Genomic DNA, 17891 nt, shown 5'->3' on the forward strand with positions numbered 1-17891 from the left:
GAACCAAATCAGCGTTTCCTCTAAAGACCTGATTGTAAAAAATGTCCCGTATGTAAGTATCACTTCTTTTAAAAAAGAAAAAGAGCTATGCTGAAAAGTCATTTTCATGACCCTTCGACATAGCTTTATTTAACTTCATCTGGTTTGTTATTGTGCCCCCAGTCCTCCATCTATGACGAACTCGGCACCAGTGGAATAACTGGATTCATCTGAAGCAAGATAGACGACGATATTCGTTACTTCATCGGGTTCACCCGCACGACGAAGCGGGAAGCTCGCTTCGAGTTCCGGTGTGACAAGCCCCTCTGTCATAGCTGTTTTGATAAAGCCGGGATGTACCGAGTTAACGCGGATGCCATATTGTCCAAGTTCCAAAGCAGCTGCTTTTGTCATTCCGCGTACAGCGAATTTTGAAGCGGTGTAAGCAATTTTCTGCTGAGCTCCAATGATGCCAGCCAACGAAGAAATATTGACGATTGAGCCACCGCCATTTTTTCGCATGGAAGTTGTAGCATGCTTCATGCCCAAGAAGACCGAAAGTTGGTTGACATCGATAACTTTTTGATAAGAAGCGGTTTCCACTTTTTCAATTTCTTCGGCCGGCAAGTCGATCCCAGCGTTGTTGACCAATACATCCAATGGACCGAATGTTTCTTCAGTATGTTGGATTACATCTTTCCAGTCCTGTTCGTTTGATACATCCTGTTTGAAGAAGCTAACGTTTTCGCTGAATTGACTTTCAAGTTGTTTACCTGCTTCTTCCGAAATATCCGTGAATACCACTTTTGCCCCTTCAGCTGCCAATCTGCGTACACCTGTTTCTCCCATACCGCGAGCACCGCCAGTGATCAAAATAACTTTACCTTCTAATCTGTTCATTTAAATTTCTCCTCCTTCATTTTTAATTTTGGAAGCAATAATAGATCTTCTCCTTTAGGTAGGAGTCCAAAGAAGGAAATAGGTTTAACCGAGTTTGACCATGCACTGCGTTTAGTTAAAAGTTGTTACGAACGGGAAATCCATCCGCCGTCCACGACCATTTCTAAACCTGTCACATATTTAGATTCGTCAGAGGCTAAGTATAGATAAGCGTTCGCAATGTCTAAAGCTTCTCCAGCATAAGGTGGTAAAGCTGATCGGCCTTCATAATTTGTGCCCATTTCTTCTCTAGATTTAATGCCTGCCTTTTCAACCATGCCTGTATAGATTGCGCCCGGATGAACTGAATTCACACGGATATTATCTTTTCCAAACCACTGGGCTGCATGTTTAGTCAATGCGCGGACTGCTCCTTTAGAGGCGCTGTACGCTGCGCCGTGCCCATCGCCCATACCGCCAAGGATTGCTGCAATTGAAGATGTATTGACAATTGAACCTCCTCCATTTTTTTGCATATGAGGAATAACTGCCTGCATCCCTAACCATACGCCAGTAGAGTTGATGGCCATTACTTTATTCCAATCATCCATTTCGGCTTCTAAAATGCCCTTGGCAATATGAATTCCTGCATTATTCACGAGGATATCAATTTTGCCATAGGTCTCTATAGTTTTTTCGATAACTTCTTTCCATGAATCAGGTTGTGATACGTCTAAACGAAGGGCAATTGCTTCTCCGCCATTCAATTTGATTTCATTCACTTTTTCTTCTAAAGCATCAGTTACCACATCTGTGGCAACGATTTTTGCTCCTTCTTTTGCAAACAATTGTGCGCCAGCCAATCCCATACCGCTTGCAGCTCCTGTAATAATTGCTACTTTACCATCCAATCTCGACATAATAATTCCTCCTATGATGAAATTTTCGAAATTATGAAAGCGCTTTAATATCGCTCTTATCCCTCAGTCTAATATAATGAAAGAAAGACTCAACCAACAAATTAGTATGGAATTGTTGGTCAGTGCTAAAAGAAAAGAAAGGGCAGGTGGATAGATGAATGCAAAGCCGACATATTAGTGCAAAGTCGAAAATCCGAAAAGCGCTGGTTACTTTGATGCTTAGAAAGCCATTTGAAACGATCACCATATCGGATATCACGCTTCAGGCGCGTGTTAATCGCAGTACTTACTATTATCATTATTATAAAAAAGAAGAAATTCTTGAAGAAGTGGTTAAAAGGTCAGCCTATGATTTGCTTGCCGCTATGAAAGCTCCTTACCAGAGTGGCTCTGAATTCCAAATTGACGAGTCAGTTTTACCATCTACTCTGACACTGTTTGAACATGTCCATCAACACCAATACTATTATCAAGTATTATTAACTAATGAAAACAGTTTAAATTTCCAAAACGAATTCACCAAAATTCTTAAAGGATTTTTGGAAAATGCAACTACAAATATTTATAAAGAAACTGGTGATTCTTTAATTGATCAAAACATTTTTACCAGTTACCAGGCCTATGCCGTGCTCGGGATGATCAAGCAATGGATTGAGGGTGAGTTTCTTCATTCCCCACAATATATGGCGGAGCAACTCACAAATATTCTTTACTTGAAAGTTGACAAAGTCTATTTTAATTTTTCTTAAAGTGAATAATAAAACTGCTTCCCTATGTTGAACTTAATTCAAGATATATAATAATACTGCATAAGAAAAAAGAAGAAATCAGTAGTAGATGGATGATAGCTGAATTGAAAGGGATGGGGTAGCAAAATGAACAAAACCGTTTTAATAGGAATTGTCATTGGCTATATGGTGGCTTTGCCACTGGGGATGGTGGAATTTACAGCAATAAGAGAAGCTAGCTGGTTTTCAGTTCCACAACCCTTTTATTTCCCCATGGAATTTTACTGGGGAGCTATACTCCCTATGTTAATTATGTTTATCGTGACATCTGTTGAGACAGTTGGAGATGTTACAGCAATGACTACTGGGGGAGCAGGCAGAGAACCCACAGAAAATGAGCTTTCCGGCTCAGTCATAGCAAATGGTTTTACATCTTCTCTGGGAGCGATTTTTAATTCTTTGCCAAATACATCTTTTAGTCAAAATGTAGGAATGATCGCATTTACAAAAGTAATGAGTAGATATGTCGTAGCTGTTGGCGCTGCGTTTTTAATATTGGCTGGTCTTATCCCTAAGATTGGAGCTCTTGTATCTACAATGCCACCAGCAGTTATTGGAGGCGCCACAGTCATTATCTTTTCTCAGATTACGTTAACAGGCATAGACATATTGACGTCAGAACCTTTAAATGAAAGAGCAAAGATCATCATTGGATTGTCTTTAGTATTTGGACTCGGATTAAGTCAAGTACCCGATGCGATGAACGCATTCCCAGAAGTTATTAAGTTGTTGTTTGGCGGATCTGGAATAACAATCGCCTGTTTTGTTGCTATTGTATTGAACCTAGTCATTCCAGAGGATTCAATGAAGGAAGACGCATATGCGAAATCACGCCCCTCTGAAAAAGGATTCAAATCATAAACTAGATTCCATACACAAACGCGCCCGCTGGATTCCAATTGCGGGTGTGTTTTTTTATACATTCGGAAAAAAATGTGTGAGAATTAGGTTGAACATAAGGGGAGTCAAGGGACTACTGAACATTCAAAGAATCATGCCCTACACAAATAGAAAGTTCTAAACGACTCTTGCTGTGTCGCTCCGCAGGAAATTAAAATCTGGTCCGAGAGACATTTTTATCCGGCAAAAAGGAATATAAGGAGTAACAAGTGCAGAGGGGTGCAGACGATGAAAAGAATCTTGGCCATCAGCGATATTCACGGAGAGCTTGAACTTTTTGATGAGCTGCTGCAGAAGGCGGAATATGACGCCGTCGGAGATCAGCTGATTTTACTGGGGGATTACGGGGACCGCGGCCCGGATTCAAAAGGGGTTTTGGAGCGGGTCATCGAATTGAAAAAGCGGGGTGCTATTGTCTTAAGGGGCAATCATGATCAAATGATGCTGGACGCTGTAAACGATGAACCCGGTGCGAAGCAGATCTGGGCAAGGAATGGGGCACTTGCGACATTGCAAAGCTATGATCCATCCATAAAAGACATGACACTTCCAACGGCAGCTGTTTTTTGGGAGCACATCGATTTTATTAAGGAAACGGACTATTACCATGAAACGGATGACTTCATTTTTGTGCATGCGGGCGTTCAGCCGGATACGCCGATTGGGCAGACAGACCCGGCGATCTTGATGTGGATCCGCGATGAATTTTATAAAGTCTATTCGGGAGAGAAGACCGTAGTATTTGGCCATACACCGGCGTTTTTAATGCGCGGGACAAGAAATAATGATGTCTATTTTGGCGACAATCGGATTATCGGCATTGATGGAGGCGCGGTTTATGGCGGACAGTTGAATTGTCTTGAGTTGCCGAGCCGAAAAGTCTACAGCGTGAGGAAGTATTGAAGGGGAGAAATGAAAATCTTATCCCTGGTAAAGAATCATTTCTAAACGGTTAAGGGGTTTTCTTTTAATTGTGTCGCTCCCTGGAGAAGCAGGGCCGAATTGATTATAAATAATCGAGCCTAAAACTTAATGGGCTATAATTCAGACCTGCAAAAAACCGAGTGCGTTAATACTCGCCGATGCAGGGCAATCCGTATAAGAACAGCTGGCCAAATTGGAGATGTTCTAAGAGTAACCCCTACAATCCTGCAGGGAGGGCGGTTACTTCTTTTTAGCATGGACTGTCTTTAACTATTTTTCATACTTTCGATGATCCGGTTCCCAGTTGCGGATCGTCTCCTGGAGTTCCACTAGTTGCTGCATGTAATGATAAATTTCGGCAGAAAAGATTCCGTCTTGCCCTTCAAGTTGGTAATAATCCCAATATGGATCGAGTGTTTCATCTAACCATTCGATTAAATCCATTATCTTTGGATATCCAAAGAAAATGCTTTTATGCAAGTCCACCTCGTAAATCGTCATCCACGTCTATTAAGACTATACATAGGGATTCTGAAAACTGTTATATCATTAAAATTGCTCCTGTGTTGAACTAGGTTCAAGACTATTTCCCCAATATAAAAAGGCCGTACCGGAAACAATTCAGTTTCCGGCACGGCCTTTTTTAAATCAATCACTTCTCTGCTTCCCTCGCAGCCTTCACACTATTCGGGTCAAAGAAATTATCGACCAAATCATAAATGGTGATGAGTTCGTAAAGAATCTTGAATTCCGGCGGGAACAGGATCGGGTGCATGGCGTCGCTTGTCGAGATGCCTTTGCTGTCTTCCCAAAAGAAGTCGGTGATGATTTTTAGTTGCTGCTGATGCGTTTCGTGATCGTATTCATTGGAATGCTGCAAGTCGTCCGCGAGCTCTGCGACGGCACGCATGATGATATTCCGCTCAGCTGGTGACCACTTGATGCTATGCAACGGAATGCGGAGCAGCGCGTTCAAATGGAATTCCAGGTTATGTAAAAAGAGCAATTGCCTTTCCGCCATGCGAAGCTCGGCTTCCCGGTCACGGATCCGGGGGTATAGACTGAAATCATCCCGGTGGTAATGGATTAATTTCTCTGTTTTTCTGATTTCTGTCGTCAACCGTTTCACAAGTTCCTTATCTTGTTGAAGATTTGCGTCCCCCTCGAAGAGAATCGTATGGAAGGTATGTTCCAGCATCGTTCCTGCACGTTCACTGATGGTTTGAATGCTTTTTAGAATTTCTGTCCGGTAGTTTGGCGGGAAAACGAGCATGTTTACCACGACGGACACAAGCAAACCAACAGTCGTTGTACCGAGTCGAATGAAGAAAGAGATCAGTACATGATCGTGGATGACTTCGACCATTGCGACAGATGTCAATGTGGCAACGAGCAGGCCGGCGTGCAGATTTAGTCTGTAACAGACTAAAATAGTGAAAACAGCAGCGAGTGTATAAGTGATCGGGGCATTGCCGAAGAGTGTAATAAAAAGAACAGCGAATGCCGAACCGATCGCAGATGCCGGGAATCGTACAAGTCCCTTTTTAATCGAATCGCTGACAGTCGGCTCAATCGACACAATGGCCGTGATGACCGCAAAGACAGGAGGCCAGTTGAACCATAAACAAATAGTGGCTGTCAAAAAGATCGCTATACCTGTTTTTAAAATTCGACTGCCCTGGAAGGATCGTTTCATATGTTAACCACCATCTTTTATGTAGTATTTTTGCTGTAATTCAGTATATCATCCATCTCTGGATAGACTGCAAGACAATTTGTATTCCATACGAAGACACATCCGCAAGAGAATGACTGCGGATGTGTCTTTTTGCATTTATTCAGCTTTGTGAATTGTGCAGCACGGAAGAAACAAATTTTTGAAGATCGGGTGCCAGCCGTTTTTGGGTCGCCTGTTCATAAGAGTAGGCGAGTTCAATCAGGCGCGGTTCGCTGAAAGCCTGGGCGCTGAATGTGACACCGACGGGATGCCCGCTGCTCGTGTAGCCGGCAGGGACGGTGATGGACGGATAGCCCGCTCTTGCCGGCTTCGCGGCGCCGCGGTTGTTTTGGAATAACAGCGCATCCAGTTGGTGTTCGTCCATGACGAGATCCAGCCCATCTAGCGTGGAGGAGCGCAAATCGATTTCGCGGTGTTCCACGTACGTTGGGTCAGTCGGATCGTCGCTTAAGGACTGCGACTTTTCCAGTTCCTCTTGGCCGAATTTCATGCGGCGCTCGGGATCTTGTTTATTGAACGCGATGACATCCGCCAGTGATTTGACCGGCACCTCTTCCGGCGCGGTTTCAAGATACGCGTTGACGCCTCGCTTGAATTCATACCACAAGACGTCCGATTCGAATGACTGCTGGGGAATCGTCACTTCTTCGACGATCGCGCCGAGCGATTTCATTTGGTCGATCGCCTCCATCATGATGGCCAGTTCTTCCGGTTCTTCATTGTTCAGAAAGGTTAAATCGACGCCGATGCGGGCACCTTCCAAGCCATCTGTTTTCAAGTGTGGGGTGTAATCGGCCAAAGCTCGCCCGGCACTTGCCTGTGTCGCCGGGTCCTGTTCGTCGACGCCGGTCATGGCGCCGAGCAGGATTGCGGCGTCCGCGACCGTGCGCGCCATCGGTCCTGCGGTATCCTGGCTTTCGGAAATCGGGATGATGCGGGAGCGGCTGACCAGTCCGACTGTCGGCTTGATACCGACGATGGAATTGGCACTCGCCGGACTCAAAATCGATCCCGAAGTTTCGGTACCGACGCCGACAACAGCGAAATTCGACGCGATGGCAGCGCCGGTCCCTGAACTCGACCCGCCGACATCCTCAGCTTTAAAGGTATCGACGCCATAAGGGTTCAGCACTTGTCCGCCAAGTGAACTGTAGCCGCTCACACCTTCTTTCGACATGAAAAAAGCCCATTCGCTCAGGTTCACTTTGCCGAGAATGATGGCGCCTGCGTTCCGAAGCTGCGCAGCGACAAAGGAATCCTGCTTGGCAAAATTCCGCTCCAGAGCGATGGCACCGGCTGTCGTCGGCATCGGGTCCGCTGTTTCGATATTGTCTTTCAGCAACACGGGAATGCCGTATAGCGGTTCTTGACCATCCTGCCCGCGCAACTCATCCAGCTGGGCTGCGATTTTCAGTGCGTCTGGATTGATGGTTAAGACGGAATTGATCTTCGGCCCATTTCGGTCGAATGTCTCGATGCGGTCGAGGTAAGCCTGCACCAATTCCACGGAAGTCAGCCTGTCTTCCTGAAAGGCCTGTTGAATTTCTTTGATTGTCGCTTCAATTAATTTAAAAGAGGTTGTCTCCATCTGAGGGCTCCTAACTTTTTATGGGAATGTAGTTAAGTGTACACCAATTCATAATAGTAGAGAAAGTTTGGCTTTCAACTGCATTTCATTCAGAGCCAATTGTGTTTTAGTGGAGACTGCGGCATGGGTAGCGAGGGTCGAAAAGTTTGAGTTTGCAGTGATGTAAGCGTAATCTGAAAATAGAAATGAGAGGAGTGAAAGCAGATGGAAAAAGCAATACCAGAAGTGGCATTGAACGACGGAACGACTTTACCTGTTACGGGACTCGGTACATATGGACTGTGGGGCAATGCAGGGGCGAACGCAGTCAGCAGTGGGATCAATGCCGGTTATCGCCTGATTGACACGGCGTATAATTATGAGAACGAAGGAGCGGTGGGAGAAGGCATCAAACGCAGCGGCGTTTCCCGTGAAGATTTGTGGATTACTTCCAAGCTGCCAGGACGGTACCATAGTTATGAAAAAGCGTTGGTGGCGATTCAGGAATCGCTGTACCGTTCCAAACTGGATTATTTCGACCTCTATGTGATTCACTGGCCGCTTCCGAATCAAGACCTCTACGTTGAAGCATGGCAGGCCTTGATTGACGCAAAGAAATGGGGGCTTGTCCGGTCAATCGGCGTCAGCAACTTCCTGCCTGAGCACCTGGAGCGCATTATCCAGGAGACTGAGGTGACGCCGAGTATAAACCAAGTGGAATTGCATCCGTTCTTTAATCAGGAAGAGCAGCGGCGCGTACATGCAGAGCACGGCATCCAAACGCAATCGTGGAGTCCAATTGCCAGGGCGGCAGATATCCTGTCGAACGAAACGATGCGCAAAATTGCCGATACGCACAACAAGACCATCCCACAAATTGTGCTGCGCTGGCAATACCAGATCGGTTCTGTTTCGATTCCGCGCTCCACTTCTCCTCAGCGGCAGCGGGAAAACCTGGCCATTTTTGATTTTGCCTTAAGCGAAACCGAAATGAGCGCGATCGCACAACTAACCCGTCCAGATGGCAGACTGTTTGATATGGACCCGGCTACGCATGAAGAATTTTAATTTAAGTAGGGACTGAACATCATTTCAGGTAAGTGACATTCTAGTGTAGACAGCCTTTCTGACCCGGTATGACAAATTTATATTATATTTATGGCCACACCTGTAGCATCACCTTGCAGGTGTGTGTTTTTAATCCTTCTTCAACAGATTATAAAAATACGAGTAGATCAACTAACAATCAGCAGAAGTGAAGAGCCCCGGGTATAGGATGAGTTTCTAGACGAATCAATTCATGCAGAAAAAAAGTAAAATTAGCAGAAGTTCGAAAAACAACTCGGAAATCAACTTCTTACTATTTCCCTGAAAATTCTAAAATTGGTATTGACAGCGCTTTCTTTTAAGTATACCTTATAGATAACAAGTTAAGAGCTGTGTTGGAGCCTAGAGATTCGCACATCAATGAGTACTTCTGCCAAGGAGGACTTTCATTGAGTGCGAATTTTTTTATTGGCCAGTTGCACGGTTTTTACTTTAAAAAAGAAAAGGAGTGATAGTGGATGTCGGAGTTTTTAGCAGAAGTGATCGGTACCATGATTCTGATTATTTTTGGGGCGGGTGTAGTCGCTGGGGTGGTATTAAAAGATTCCAAAGCCGAAAACAGTGGCTGGATAGTCATTACGATTGCTTGGGGATTGGCAGTGACGATGGGGGTTTATGCAGTAGGCGGTTTTTCGGGAGCGCATTTAAATCCGGCGGTGACGCTTGGGTTTGCCGCAGTAGGCGATTTCCCTTGGGCGCAAGTGCCGGTTTACATAGCAGCACAGATTTTGGGGGCTATCATCGGGGCAGCTATCGTCTTTTTAAATTACTTGCCGCATTGGAAGCGCACAGAAGACCAAGGTGCAAAACTGGGTGTGTTCGCTACGATACCTGCTGTACGTAGCCCATTTTCGAACTTGGTGAGTGAAATCATCGGAACCGCTGTTCTTGTGATGGGCTTATTGTTCATCGGTGCCAACCAATTCACGGAAGGTTTGAATCCATTGATTGTCGGTGCATTGATCATTGCCATCGGTATGTCGCTCGGCGGTCCTACAGGATACGCCATCAACCCGGCGCGTGACCTCGGCCCCCGGATTGCACATGCGTTGCTGCCGATTCCAGGCAAAGGCAGTTCAGATTGGAGTTATGCCTGGGTTCCTGTAGTCGGGCCGATTTTCGGCGGTATCTATGGAGCCGTTTTCTACAAGGCCATGTTTACAGGCGACTTTAGCCTGCTCTTCTGGGGACTCAGTGCAATCATGGCGTTAATTTTATTCGGAGCGGCGAACGCCGAACTGAAGAAAGGCTACACAGTGGCCAATGAAATTGAAGATACCTTAGTAGAAAACAGCGAAATGACAAAAGTACGTCCATAAAACACATACGAGGAGGAATAGAAAATGAGCAAAGATTATATCCTGTCGATCGACCAAGGAACAACAAGTTCACGTGCGGTATTGTTTAACCATAAAGGGGAAATTGTTGAAACAGCGCAGCAGGAGTTTGAACAATTTTTCCCGAAACCGGGTTGGGTGGAGCATGACGCCAATGAAATCTGGACTTCTGTTTTAGCTTGTATGGCGGGCGTATTGCGGAAAGCGGATGTCGACCCAGACCAGATTGCAGGGATTGGGATCACGAACCAGCGCGAGACCGCTGTCGTTTGGGATCGCAACACCGGGAAGCCGATTTACAAAGCGATTGTCTGGCAGTCGCGCCAGACAGGCGACATCTGCAAAGAGCTGAAAGAACAAGGACATGAAGAACTCTTCCGCAAGAAAACAGGTCTTCTCATTGATGCTTATTTTTCCGGTACGAAAGTCAAATGGATTTTGGACAATGTGGAAGGGGCGCGCGAAAAAGCGGACAACGGCGATTTGATGTTCGGAACGGTTGATTCCTGGCTTGTTTACAAGTTGTCAGGCGGAAAAACCCATGTCACGGATTACAGCAACGCTTCGCGTACCTTAATGTACAATATCTACGATTTGGAATGGGATCAGGAGCTTTTGGACATTCTGACCGTACCGAAAAGCATGCTGCCGGAAGTTCGCCAGTCATCTGAAGTCTACGCCCATACAGTTGATTATCATTTCTTCGGCCATGAAGTTCCGATTGCCGGCATGGCCGGCGATCAGCAGGCTGCTTTGTTCGGGCAGGCATGCTTCGAAAAAGGGATGGCAAAAAATACGTACGGAACAGGCTGTTTCATGCTGATGAACACCGGCGAAGAAGGGGTGGTTTCTGAGCATGGCCTATTGACCACGTTGGCTTGGGGCGTTGACGGCAAAGTGGAATATGCGTTAGAAGGCAGTATCTTCGTTGCCGGTTCCGCCATTCAATGGCTGCGTGACGGTTTGAAGATTCTGGATCAGGCACCGGAAAGTGAAGCGTACGCCACATCGGTCGAATCAACGGACGGCGTCTACATGGTGCCGGCATTTGTCGGCCTTGGGACACCTTATTGGGACACAGATGCCCGAGGCGCAATTTTCGGATTGACACGCGGCACGACGAAAGCACATTTTATCCGGGCGACACTTGAATCACTCGCTTACCAGACAAAAGATGTGGTGGACGTCATGATCAAAGATGCAGGCATTGAATTGAAAACCTTGCGTGTAGATGGCGGTGCGGTATCGAATGATTTCCTGATGCAATTCCAAAGCGACATTCTGGATGTTCCGGTGGAACGCCCAATGATCCAGGAAACGACAGCACTGGGTGCAGCTTACCTGGCAGGACTCGCAGTTGGATTCTGGAAAGACAAAGAAGAGATCGCCAAGCAATGGCAAATCGATCAAACGTTTACCAGCGAAATGCCTGCCGAACAAAGTGAACACTTATACGACGGCTGGAAACAAGCAGTAAAAGCTACAAGAACATTTAAACAAGAAGCAAAAAAAGCGCCGATCGTCTTGTAACAGCGGTAATGGTCAAAGCACCAGCAGCCGTTCGACAAACTGATTCACGGCTGGTTGTTCGGCCCTTAATAGAACACGACAATGCCCATCCGATTTTCCGGATGGGCATTTCTTAATTTGTTGAACCTTGCATTAGTCTTACATGAACTTACTCTCCGACCATTCCATCGTTATCATTATCCCGCATATAGGGATATAACCAATGATCACTCGTGATGGGCATACTGAAACCCGCTGCTTTTGCTTCTTTGATCGTCACCTGTCCATTGCCGTTCGTATCGACACTGGATACATCACCGCTTGTGTTTGCAGTGGGTAACTCGGCAGGAACAGTGTCTGTGGTTGAACTGCTTGAAGCAGCCGGCTCACTGTCCGTCAAACCAAGAGACGCGTTCACTTCATCGGGGTTTATGTTATCAAAAGCATCAACGACTTCGTTGCCCATTACCGTATAGGTATACTGGTAACTTGAAGGGATCTGCGTTTCCGTATCCGGATAGGTGATGATGGCTTCAAAATTCGTCGCTCCACCTGCGTCACGGATTGCGTCTTCCATATAGGCTTGATCACCGTGCCGGTTGAGTGTACTTTCTTGCGGGGTGATATTATAGGCGTTCGCCACACCTCCGAGAGAATCTGCAATGACATGCCCTTCATCTAATACATCACTTTCGACGCCCGGAACCTTTGCCTCATCCGAGTAATACCTGCCGGACGATAAGACAGTTTCGCTGCTGTCATCCTGTACAATGATTTCGTCCGCAACGACACGCTCCAGCTGTCCGTGTTCATTCGTAAAGGCCCAATATTCACGGTCCCCATACCCAATGTCAGCGACGATTTTGGCTTCACGCGTTCCCGACAAATCGCCGCCATCCACTTCAATCAGTTTGTATCCTGCGAACTGCTCATTTTGGAGTTGGGCTTCTTTCTCTTTCGCAAGCTCCTCAGCCGCCGCTTTTTCTTCGGCTTCTTTCTCAGCTGCCAAGCGTGCTTCTTCTTTTTCCTTTTCTTCTGCAGCCTGGATCTCGGCTTCTTCCAGGGCGATACGCTGTTTTTCATCTTCTTTTTCTTTCTGCGCTTCCAACTGTTCACTATCGACGCCAGCTGTAGGTTCGACATCTTCTGCTGTAGAGCCGACGCCAATACCGGAACCGGTTAGTACTGCGAATGAAAGCCCAGCCGCAAGACCAGCTTGCTTAACAGACAGCCCCTTTTTGAACAAAGCACTGACGAGCAACATGACAATGCTCGCAGCGAAAGCCAATAAGGCAACCAGCATCACTAAAACAAATACGACATCCATTTAATCGCTCCCCCTGAATTCCCATATTCTAAATCTTTCCTGCTATTTTCCACAGATGACTATAACATGAGATGAAAGGTAAATACTAGAGTGTAGTAAATTTATGTTTGGAAATATTTAGTTATATAAATTTCTTTATTCATTCACATGCGACAAAAAACTAACTTTGATTGGAATAAAAGACACATATTAAGAAATATCTTATATAGAAGAAACTCTGATAGAAGAAACTCTGTCTGATAATTAAAACGGCCGTGCGGGAAACTATTCAGTTTCTGGCACGGCCGTTTTCTACATCAGTCCATTAAATTAATTGCTGTGCCAATAACCGGTAGACATCCAATCGTTTTTCCTGGGAATGCGGGATGCTACAGATCATTGCTTCTTCAAAACCGTACTCGATTTGTTCCCGCTGCAATTGATCTGCCACGTCTGTAGCGGAACCGACTAAATGGATTTTGCGGCTTTCCTGGATCTGCATGCGGTCCATTTCCGATAGCGCAGAGTTTTGTGCTTGCTCGGGTGTCATGAGCGGCATAATGCGGCCTTTCATCAACATCAGACGCGCAATGTCCTGCGGCAATGCTTCGTATTCCGCTTCTTCGGCCGTTTCAGCCGTTGTCACTAAATACGATACCGAAATCTCGGGCTTTTCCATAAAAGCGGAAGGCGAGAAATGTGCCCGGTAGGAATCTAAAATGTCTTTCGTCATGCCGCCGTTGAAAAACTGGGCGAACGAATAGCCGACACCCATTCGTCCAGCTTCTAGTGCGCTGTTGCCGCTTGAGCCGAGCAGCCAGGCTTCCGGCAGTTTGATATTTGTTGGGGAAGCGATGGTTTTATTGTACATAGTGTCTTCGGGCGTTTCGTCGTTGATCAGTTTCAGCGCCGTGTCGAATTTCCCGTACATATCATCGGTCATCGTTCGTCGTCCTTGAGACAAGGCGTAGATGGAACTGTGGTCGCCGCCCGGGGCACGTCCGACACCGAAGTCGATGCGGCCCGGCGCCAATGCGCTCAATGTCTTGAACACTTCAGCCAGCTTCAAAGGTGAGTAGTGCATCATCATTACGCCGCCAGTGCCGATTCGAATCCTCTCTGTTTTGGCGCTTAAGTAGGCAGCCGTAACTTCGGGGGCTGAGCTGGAAAATGCGCCGGAGCCATGATGTTCAGCCATCCACATCCGGCTGTAGCCTAAGTTATCGGCGAGAACCGCAAGTTCCACCGCTTTTTGCATCGCATCTTCTGCCGTATTTCCTGTCGTGACGGGTGCTTGGTCCAATACGCTTAATTTCATCTATATAACTTCCTTTCATTAACTGCAGGTTTGCATATAGAGGAGTATAGCAGTCCGGCATACTGAAATCATTTCATCTGTCTTCGTCTGTTTTTTAATCTAAGATTAACTAGTTTCCCTGGGAAGCGGTTTTGTTTAATTGGAAATGAAAATGCCCAACCGATTTTCCGGATGGGCATTTCTTATGTTGGTGAACTTTGCACAAAGCTTAAATGAGTTTCCTTCACGAACAACACTACGGAAATGAAGTTTTCTAATATTCTCCGTATATGGCCGTCCACGTATTCGTGCCGACAATGCCATCGACTTTCAAGCCTTTGTCTGCTTGGTATTGCCGGACATTTCTGTCGGTTTCAGGTCCGAAGATCCCATCAACCGCTGTTTCTAGACCATACTCATTTAATGTCCATTGGAGAAGTTCCACTTCAATGCGCACACTTCCTTGACGCAGGATAAACTGATGCTCCGGTGCAATATCCATTAAGTTTCTGAGCTCGGCGGGCAATTTCCCTTCTGGGTCTACAGGTTCTTCATGTTCCCCGTATAACGCCGCCCACGTATACGTACCGACAATGCCGTCGACTTTCAATCCTTTATCTGCCTGGTATTGCCGGACATTTCTTTCTGTCTCAGGGCCAAAGATGCCGTCAACCGCTGTTTCCAGTCCGTAATGATCTAAAGTCCATTGGAGAAGTTCCACTTCAATGCGTGCACTTCCATTGCGCAAAATAAATTGATGTTCCGGGGCAATATTCATTAAGTTCGCAAGGCGGGCTGGCAGCTGGTCTTCATTAGCTGCAGATGCATGGCTTGTGGCTTCCACCGGATGAAAGGAGAAGGGGGATGCGACCCATAACCCGAATGCCAATAACACGGGAATCGATTTCTTCTTCACGGCTGATTCCTCCAGAATTTGTATTTGCCTCCTATGTACCCAGTCTATTTTTAAACGAAACGACAATTCAGCCCATTAAGAAAATAAATTTACGGCTTAATGAATAGGATAGGAGGGATTCGATGGATACTTTCGGAATTATAGGGTTTGTTTTTGGAATGTTGGGATTCACTTTCGGTATACTTGCATACTCACCTCAGACCCTACATGACAATTTGTATTCCATACGAGAACACACCCGCTGCAACACGATTGCGGGTGTGTCTTTTTCTTTTTAAGGATTTTTTGTGAATCAAATTATGCGGTATGCAAGGACCAAACGTGATATCGTGCTTTAACAGAGAATGGTGTAAGCCAAGCTAAAATAGGGAAACCTTTTAAAAGTAGGGTAATTCCTTGATTGATTGGAAAAGGAGAATGTTAAGATGGCAGATAAAAGAGATGAAATCATTTTGAGAGGTCTTCAAGAAAATAACTTGAAGAATATCGATTTAAATATCCCGAAAGAAAAAATAAATGTGTTTACCGGCTTGTCGGGTTCAGGAAAAAGCTCCGTCGTTTTTGATACCTTAGCAACAGAAAGCAGAAGACAAATGACGTTGAATTATCCACTGTATATCCGGCATCTGATGCCGAGGTACGAAAGGCCGCATGCCGACTTGATGCAGCACTTAAGCCCGGTTGTCGTCGTGGAACAGAAACCCATCAGAGGCAATTCCCGCTCGACTGTTGGGACTTATATGGATATTGATCCTTTAATCCGGCTGTTGTTTTCACGGATCGGCAGTCCGCCGATCGGATCAGCCACCGAATTTTCGCGTGAAAGTTCTTTCGGCAATTGTCCGGCATGCAACGGCTTCGGGGAAATCGTTGTACCCGATATCAACAAAATCATCGATCACACGAAATCGCTCCGGGACTCTGCAGTGCGATTCAAGCCGCTGGCGCCGCCCGGCTGGCAGGGCAGATGGATGGTGGACGGCGGATTATTCGATCCCGATCTCCCCATAAAAGATTTCCCGGAAGAAAAATACAATCTTCTAGTCTACGGACCGCCGGAAGGCGAGCGGGCATTTGGAACTTATTATTACAAAGATGGCACTACGGAAATCGAATGGGACGGCATCCTTCCGCGCTTTATTCGCCTGTACATTAATCGCGATCTCACGAAGTTGAAGAGAACGTCCCAGGAAGATGTCTTAGCGATGACGACGCACACCCCGTGCCCTACCTGCGAAGGTTCGGGATTGAATCCGAAAGTGCTGGAATGCAAAATCAACGGCTTGAATATCGCACAATACGACCATCTGGAGCTGACAGAATTGCTGGGTGAACTGGCGGAAATACACGACCCTGTCGGAACATCAATTGCACAGCAAGCGTTTCCGAATGTAAAGCAGCTGGTCGACTTGGGGCTGGGTTATTTGAGTCTGGCACGGAAAATGGGAACCTTGTCGGGCGGGGAAGCGCAGCGCGTGAAAATTGCCCGCCATTTAGGAAGCAGTTTAAACAACATCACGTATATTTTCGATGAACCCAGCGCAGGGCTGCATCCGGAAGAAATCGACATGTTGACGCATATGTTGAAAAATTTAAGAGACAATCACAATACCGTCGTCGTGATCGAACATAATTTAGCAGTCATTAAAACGGCAGATGAAATCATCGAAATGGGTCCTGGAGCTGGAGTGAGCGGCGGCGAAGTGGTGTATCAAGGTGCACAGGCAGGGTTAAAGAAAGCTTCAGCCATCACCGATTTGGATCATAAGGTCAGTGTGAATAAAACCCCGCGACAGGCAGAAAACAGTTTTTCAATCAAAAATGCTTCGGCCAACAACTTAAAAAATGTCTGTGTGGACATTCCGAAAAACGTCCTCGTGTCGGTATGCGGCGTTTCAGGATCCGGCAAGAGTTCGTTGCTGTTCGGCGCATTTATGGAGAACTATCCCGAAACCATCGCGGTCAGCCAAGGCAGCATCGGCACTTCCAGCCGTTCGACACTTGCGACTTACATGGGAATCATGGACGACATCCGGTCGATTCTGGCCAAAGAAACGGGACAGCCAGTGGGCTTGTTCAGCTTTAATTCGACAGGAGCCTGTCCGGTCTGCGAGGGCAAAGGCGTCACCACGCCGGACGTAGCTTTTGCGGATCCCGTGACCGTCACGTGTGAAGCCTGCAGAGGCACGCGGTATTCGGATGAAGCGCTGTCGTATCGACACTTAGGAAAAAATATTGTGGAGATATTGGAACTGTCGATCGACGAAACCAATCGGTATTTGAAAATGCCGAAAATCGTCAAAAAAGTAGATACCTTAAAAGATGTCGGATTGGGATACCTGACACTCGGACAGACAACCAGTTCGTTGAGCGGTGGAGAAGTGCAGCGCCTCAAACTTGCCAGCCACCTGAAAAAAGAAGGGCAAATCTATTTGTTGGATGAACCTTCATTAGGCCTGCACACAAAAGACAATGATCATCTATTGGAAGTTTTCCAAAGCCTCGTAAACAAAGGGAATTCGGTCATCCTCGTTGAACACAATTTAAACTTTATCGCGGCGAGCGACTGGGTCATCGAAATGGGTCCAGGCGGAGGCAAAAAAGGCGGCGAAGTGTTGTTTGAAGGAACACCGGAAAAGATGCTCCAGTCGGACACCTTGACGGCGAAGTGGCTGAGAAAAGGTGTGGAGGAGTAATCTTAATTCACAGGAGTTGTCAGTTTGT

Annotated in this window: 15 protein-coding genes; 7 read left to right on the forward strand and 8 right to left on the reverse strand. The window is 46.3% G+C overall.

Going from position 1 to position 17891, the window contains the following annotated elements:
• Nucleotides 1-147 precede the first annotated feature (147 nt).
• Together K8U60_RS05100 and K8U60_RS05105 are read right to left on the reverse strand one after the other, a co-directional pair.
• Nucleotides 148-879 carry a glucose 1-dehydrogenase gene (locus K8U60_RS05100; protein WP_223635322.1) on the reverse strand — a complete coding sequence of 244 codons (732 nt, stop codon included), beginning with the start codon at nucleotides 877-879 and terminating at the stop codon, nucleotides 148-150.
• Nucleotides 880-1004: 125 nt separating this feature from the next.
• Nucleotides 1005-1778, reverse strand: coding sequence for an SDR family NAD(P)-dependent oxidoreductase (locus tag K8U60_RS05105; protein WP_223635325.1), 774 nt, complete (start codon nucleotides 1776-1778; stop codon nucleotides 1005-1007).
• Between the two features lie 158 nt (nucleotides 1779-1936).
• Between K8U60_RS05105 and K8U60_RS05110 the strand changes: the two genes are divergently transcribed.
• From K8U60_RS05110 to K8U60_RS05120, 3 genes are all read left to right on the forward strand, one after another.
• Nucleotides 1937-2527, forward strand: coding sequence for a TetR/AcrR family transcriptional regulator (locus K8U60_RS05110; RefSeq protein ID WP_223635329.1), 591 nt, complete (start codon nucleotides 1937-1939; stop codon nucleotides 2525-2527).
• Between the two features lie 126 nt (nucleotides 2528-2653).
• Complete coding sequence (locus tag K8U60_RS05115; RefSeq protein WP_223635332.1) at nucleotides 2654-3427, forward strand: uracil-xanthine permease family protein; 774 nt, start codon at nucleotides 2654-2656, stop codon at nucleotides 3425-3427.
• Between the two features lie 267 nt (nucleotides 3428-3694).
• Nucleotides 3695-4369 carry a metallophosphoesterase family protein gene (locus K8U60_RS05120; RefSeq protein WP_223635335.1) on the forward strand — a complete coding sequence of 225 codons (675 nt, stop codon included), beginning with the start codon at nucleotides 3695-3697 and terminating at the stop codon, nucleotides 4367-4369.
• A 291-nt stretch (nucleotides 4370-4660) separates the two neighbouring features.
• Here K8U60_RS05120 and K8U60_RS05125 read toward each other — a convergent pair whose 3' ends face one another.
• The 3 genes from K8U60_RS05125 to K8U60_RS05135 all read right to left on the reverse strand — a co-directional run bounded on the left by K8U60_RS05125 (nucleotide 4661) and on the right by K8U60_RS05135 (nucleotide 7716).
• On the reverse strand, nucleotides 4661-4834 hold the full coding sequence (locus tag K8U60_RS05125; protein ID WP_223635337.1) for a hypothetical protein: 174 nt from the start codon (nucleotides 4832-4834) through the stop codon (nucleotides 4661-4663).
• Nucleotides 4835-5042: 208 nt separating this feature from the next.
• Complete coding sequence (locus K8U60_RS05130; protein WP_223635339.1) at nucleotides 5043-6086, reverse strand: FUSC family protein; 1044 nt, start codon at nucleotides 6084-6086, stop codon at nucleotides 5043-5045.
• Between the two features lie 142 nt (nucleotides 6087-6228).
• Entirely contained in the window at nucleotides 6229-7716 is a 1488-nt protein-coding gene (locus K8U60_RS05135) for an amidase family protein (protein ID WP_223635341.1), read from the reverse strand.
• Between the two features lie 204 nt (nucleotides 7717-7920).
• Here K8U60_RS05135 and K8U60_RS05140 point away from each other — a divergent pair, with 204 nt between their 5' ends.
• The 3 genes from K8U60_RS05140 (at nucleotide 7921) to glpK (ending at nucleotide 11669) form a co-directional block, all read left to right on the forward strand.
• Nucleotides 7921-8763 (forward strand): aldo/keto reductase, encoded by an 843-nt coding sequence (locus K8U60_RS05140; protein WP_223635343.1) that lies wholly within the window; start codon nucleotides 7921-7923, stop codon nucleotides 8761-8763.
• A 497-nt stretch (nucleotides 8764-9260) separates the two neighbouring features.
• Nucleotides 9261-10121 carry an MIP/aquaporin family protein gene (locus K8U60_RS05145; protein ID WP_223635345.1) on the forward strand — a complete coding sequence of 287 codons (861 nt, stop codon included), beginning with the start codon at nucleotides 9261-9263 and terminating at the stop codon, nucleotides 10119-10121.
• 24 nt (nucleotides 10122-10145) lie between these two features.
• Nucleotides 10146-11669 (forward strand): glycerol kinase GlpK, encoded by a 1524-nt coding sequence (gene glpK / locus K8U60_RS05150; RefSeq protein WP_223635347.1) that lies wholly within the window; start codon nucleotides 10146-10148, stop codon nucleotides 11667-11669.
• A 148-nt stretch (nucleotides 11670-11817) separates the two neighbouring features.
• On the opposite strand, the gene K8U60_RS05155 is transcribed toward glpK, so the two are convergent.
• The 3 genes from K8U60_RS05155 to K8U60_RS05165 all read right to left on the reverse strand — a co-directional run bounded on the left by K8U60_RS05155 (nucleotide 11818) and on the right by K8U60_RS05165 (nucleotide 15167).
• Nucleotides 11818-12975 carry a DNA/RNA non-specific endonuclease gene (locus K8U60_RS05155; RefSeq protein WP_223635350.1) on the reverse strand — a complete coding sequence of 386 codons (1158 nt, stop codon included), beginning with the start codon at nucleotides 12973-12975 and terminating at the stop codon, nucleotides 11818-11820.
• Nucleotides 12976-13279: 304 nt separating this feature from the next.
• Nucleotides 13280-14272: an MsnO8 family LLM class oxidoreductase gene (locus K8U60_RS05160; protein ID WP_223635353.1), complete on the reverse strand. Its 993-nt coding sequence runs from the start codon at nucleotides 14270-14272 to the stop codon at nucleotides 13280-13282.
• Nucleotides 14273-14525: 253 nt separating this feature from the next.
• The gene (locus K8U60_RS05165; RefSeq protein ID WP_223635356.1) at nucleotides 14526-15167 is read right to left on the reverse strand and encodes a peptidoglycan-binding domain-containing protein; all 642 of its coding nucleotides are present in this window, start codon (nucleotides 15165-15167) and stop codon (nucleotides 14526-14528) included.
• 425 nt (nucleotides 15168-15592) lie between these two features.
• Between K8U60_RS05165 and K8U60_RS05170 the strand changes: the two genes are divergently transcribed.
• Nucleotides 15593-17863 carry an excinuclease ABC subunit UvrA gene (locus K8U60_RS05170; RefSeq protein ID WP_223635359.1) on the forward strand — a complete coding sequence of 757 codons (2271 nt, stop codon included), beginning with the start codon at nucleotides 15593-15595 and terminating at the stop codon, nucleotides 17861-17863.
• The last annotated feature ends 28 nt before the right edge of the window (nucleotides 17864-17891 follow it).

It is taken from the genome of Planococcus circulans (assembly GCF_020023385.1).
Classification (GTDB): domain Bacteria; phylum Bacillota; class Bacilli; order Bacillales_A; family Planococcaceae; genus Planococcus.

Bases quoted from the DNA above. Each gene is read 5' to 3' on its own strand.
- K8U60_RS05100 (WP_223635322.1), bottom strand. From the start codon at position 879: ATGAACAGATTAGAAGGTAAAGTTATTTTGATCACTGGCGGTGCTCGC.
- K8U60_RS05105 (WP_223635325.1), bottom strand. From the start codon at position 1,778: ATGTCGAGATTGGATGGTAAAGTAGCAATTATTACAGGAGCTGCAAGC.
- K8U60_RS05110 (WP_223635329.1), top strand. From the start codon at position 1,937: ATGCAAAGCCGACATATTAGTGCAAAGTCGAAAATCCGAAAAGCGCTG.
- K8U60_RS05115 (WP_223635332.1), top strand. From the start codon at position 2,654: ATGAACAAAACCGTTTTAATAGGAATTGTCATTGGCTATATGGTGGCT.
- K8U60_RS05120 (WP_223635335.1), top strand. From the start codon at position 3,695: ATGAAAAGAATCTTGGCCATCAGCGATATTCACGGAGAGCTTGAACTT.
- K8U60_RS05125 (WP_223635337.1), bottom strand. From the start codon at position 4,834: ATGGATTTAATCGAATGGTTAGATGAAACACTCGATCCATATTGGGAT.
- K8U60_RS05130 (WP_223635339.1), bottom strand. From the start codon at position 6,086: ATGAAACGATCCTTCCAGGGCAGTCGAATTTTAAAAACAGGTATAGCG.
- K8U60_RS05135 (WP_223635341.1), bottom strand. From the start codon at position 7,716: ATGGAGACAACCTCTTTTAAATTAATTGAAGCGACAATCAAAGAAATT.
- K8U60_RS05140 (WP_223635343.1), top strand. From the start codon at position 7,921: ATGGAAAAAGCAATACCAGAAGTGGCATTGAACGACGGAACGACTTTA.
- K8U60_RS05145 (WP_223635345.1), top strand. From the start codon at position 9,261: ATGTCGGAGTTTTTAGCAGAAGTGATCGGTACCATGATTCTGATTATT.
- glpK (WP_223635347.1), top strand. From the start codon at position 10,146: ATGAGCAAAGATTATATCCTGTCGATCGACCAAGGAACAACAAGTTCA.
- K8U60_RS05155 (WP_223635350.1), bottom strand. From the start codon at position 12,975: ATGGATGTCGTATTTGTTTTAGTGATGCTGGTTGCCTTATTGGCTTTC.
- K8U60_RS05160 (WP_223635353.1), bottom strand. From the start codon at position 14,272: ATGAAATTAAGCGTATTGGACCAAGCACCCGTCACGACAGGAAATACG.
- K8U60_RS05170 (WP_223635359.1), top strand. From the start codon at position 15,593: ATGGCAGATAAAAGAGATGAAATCATTTTGAGAGGTCTTCAAGAAAAT.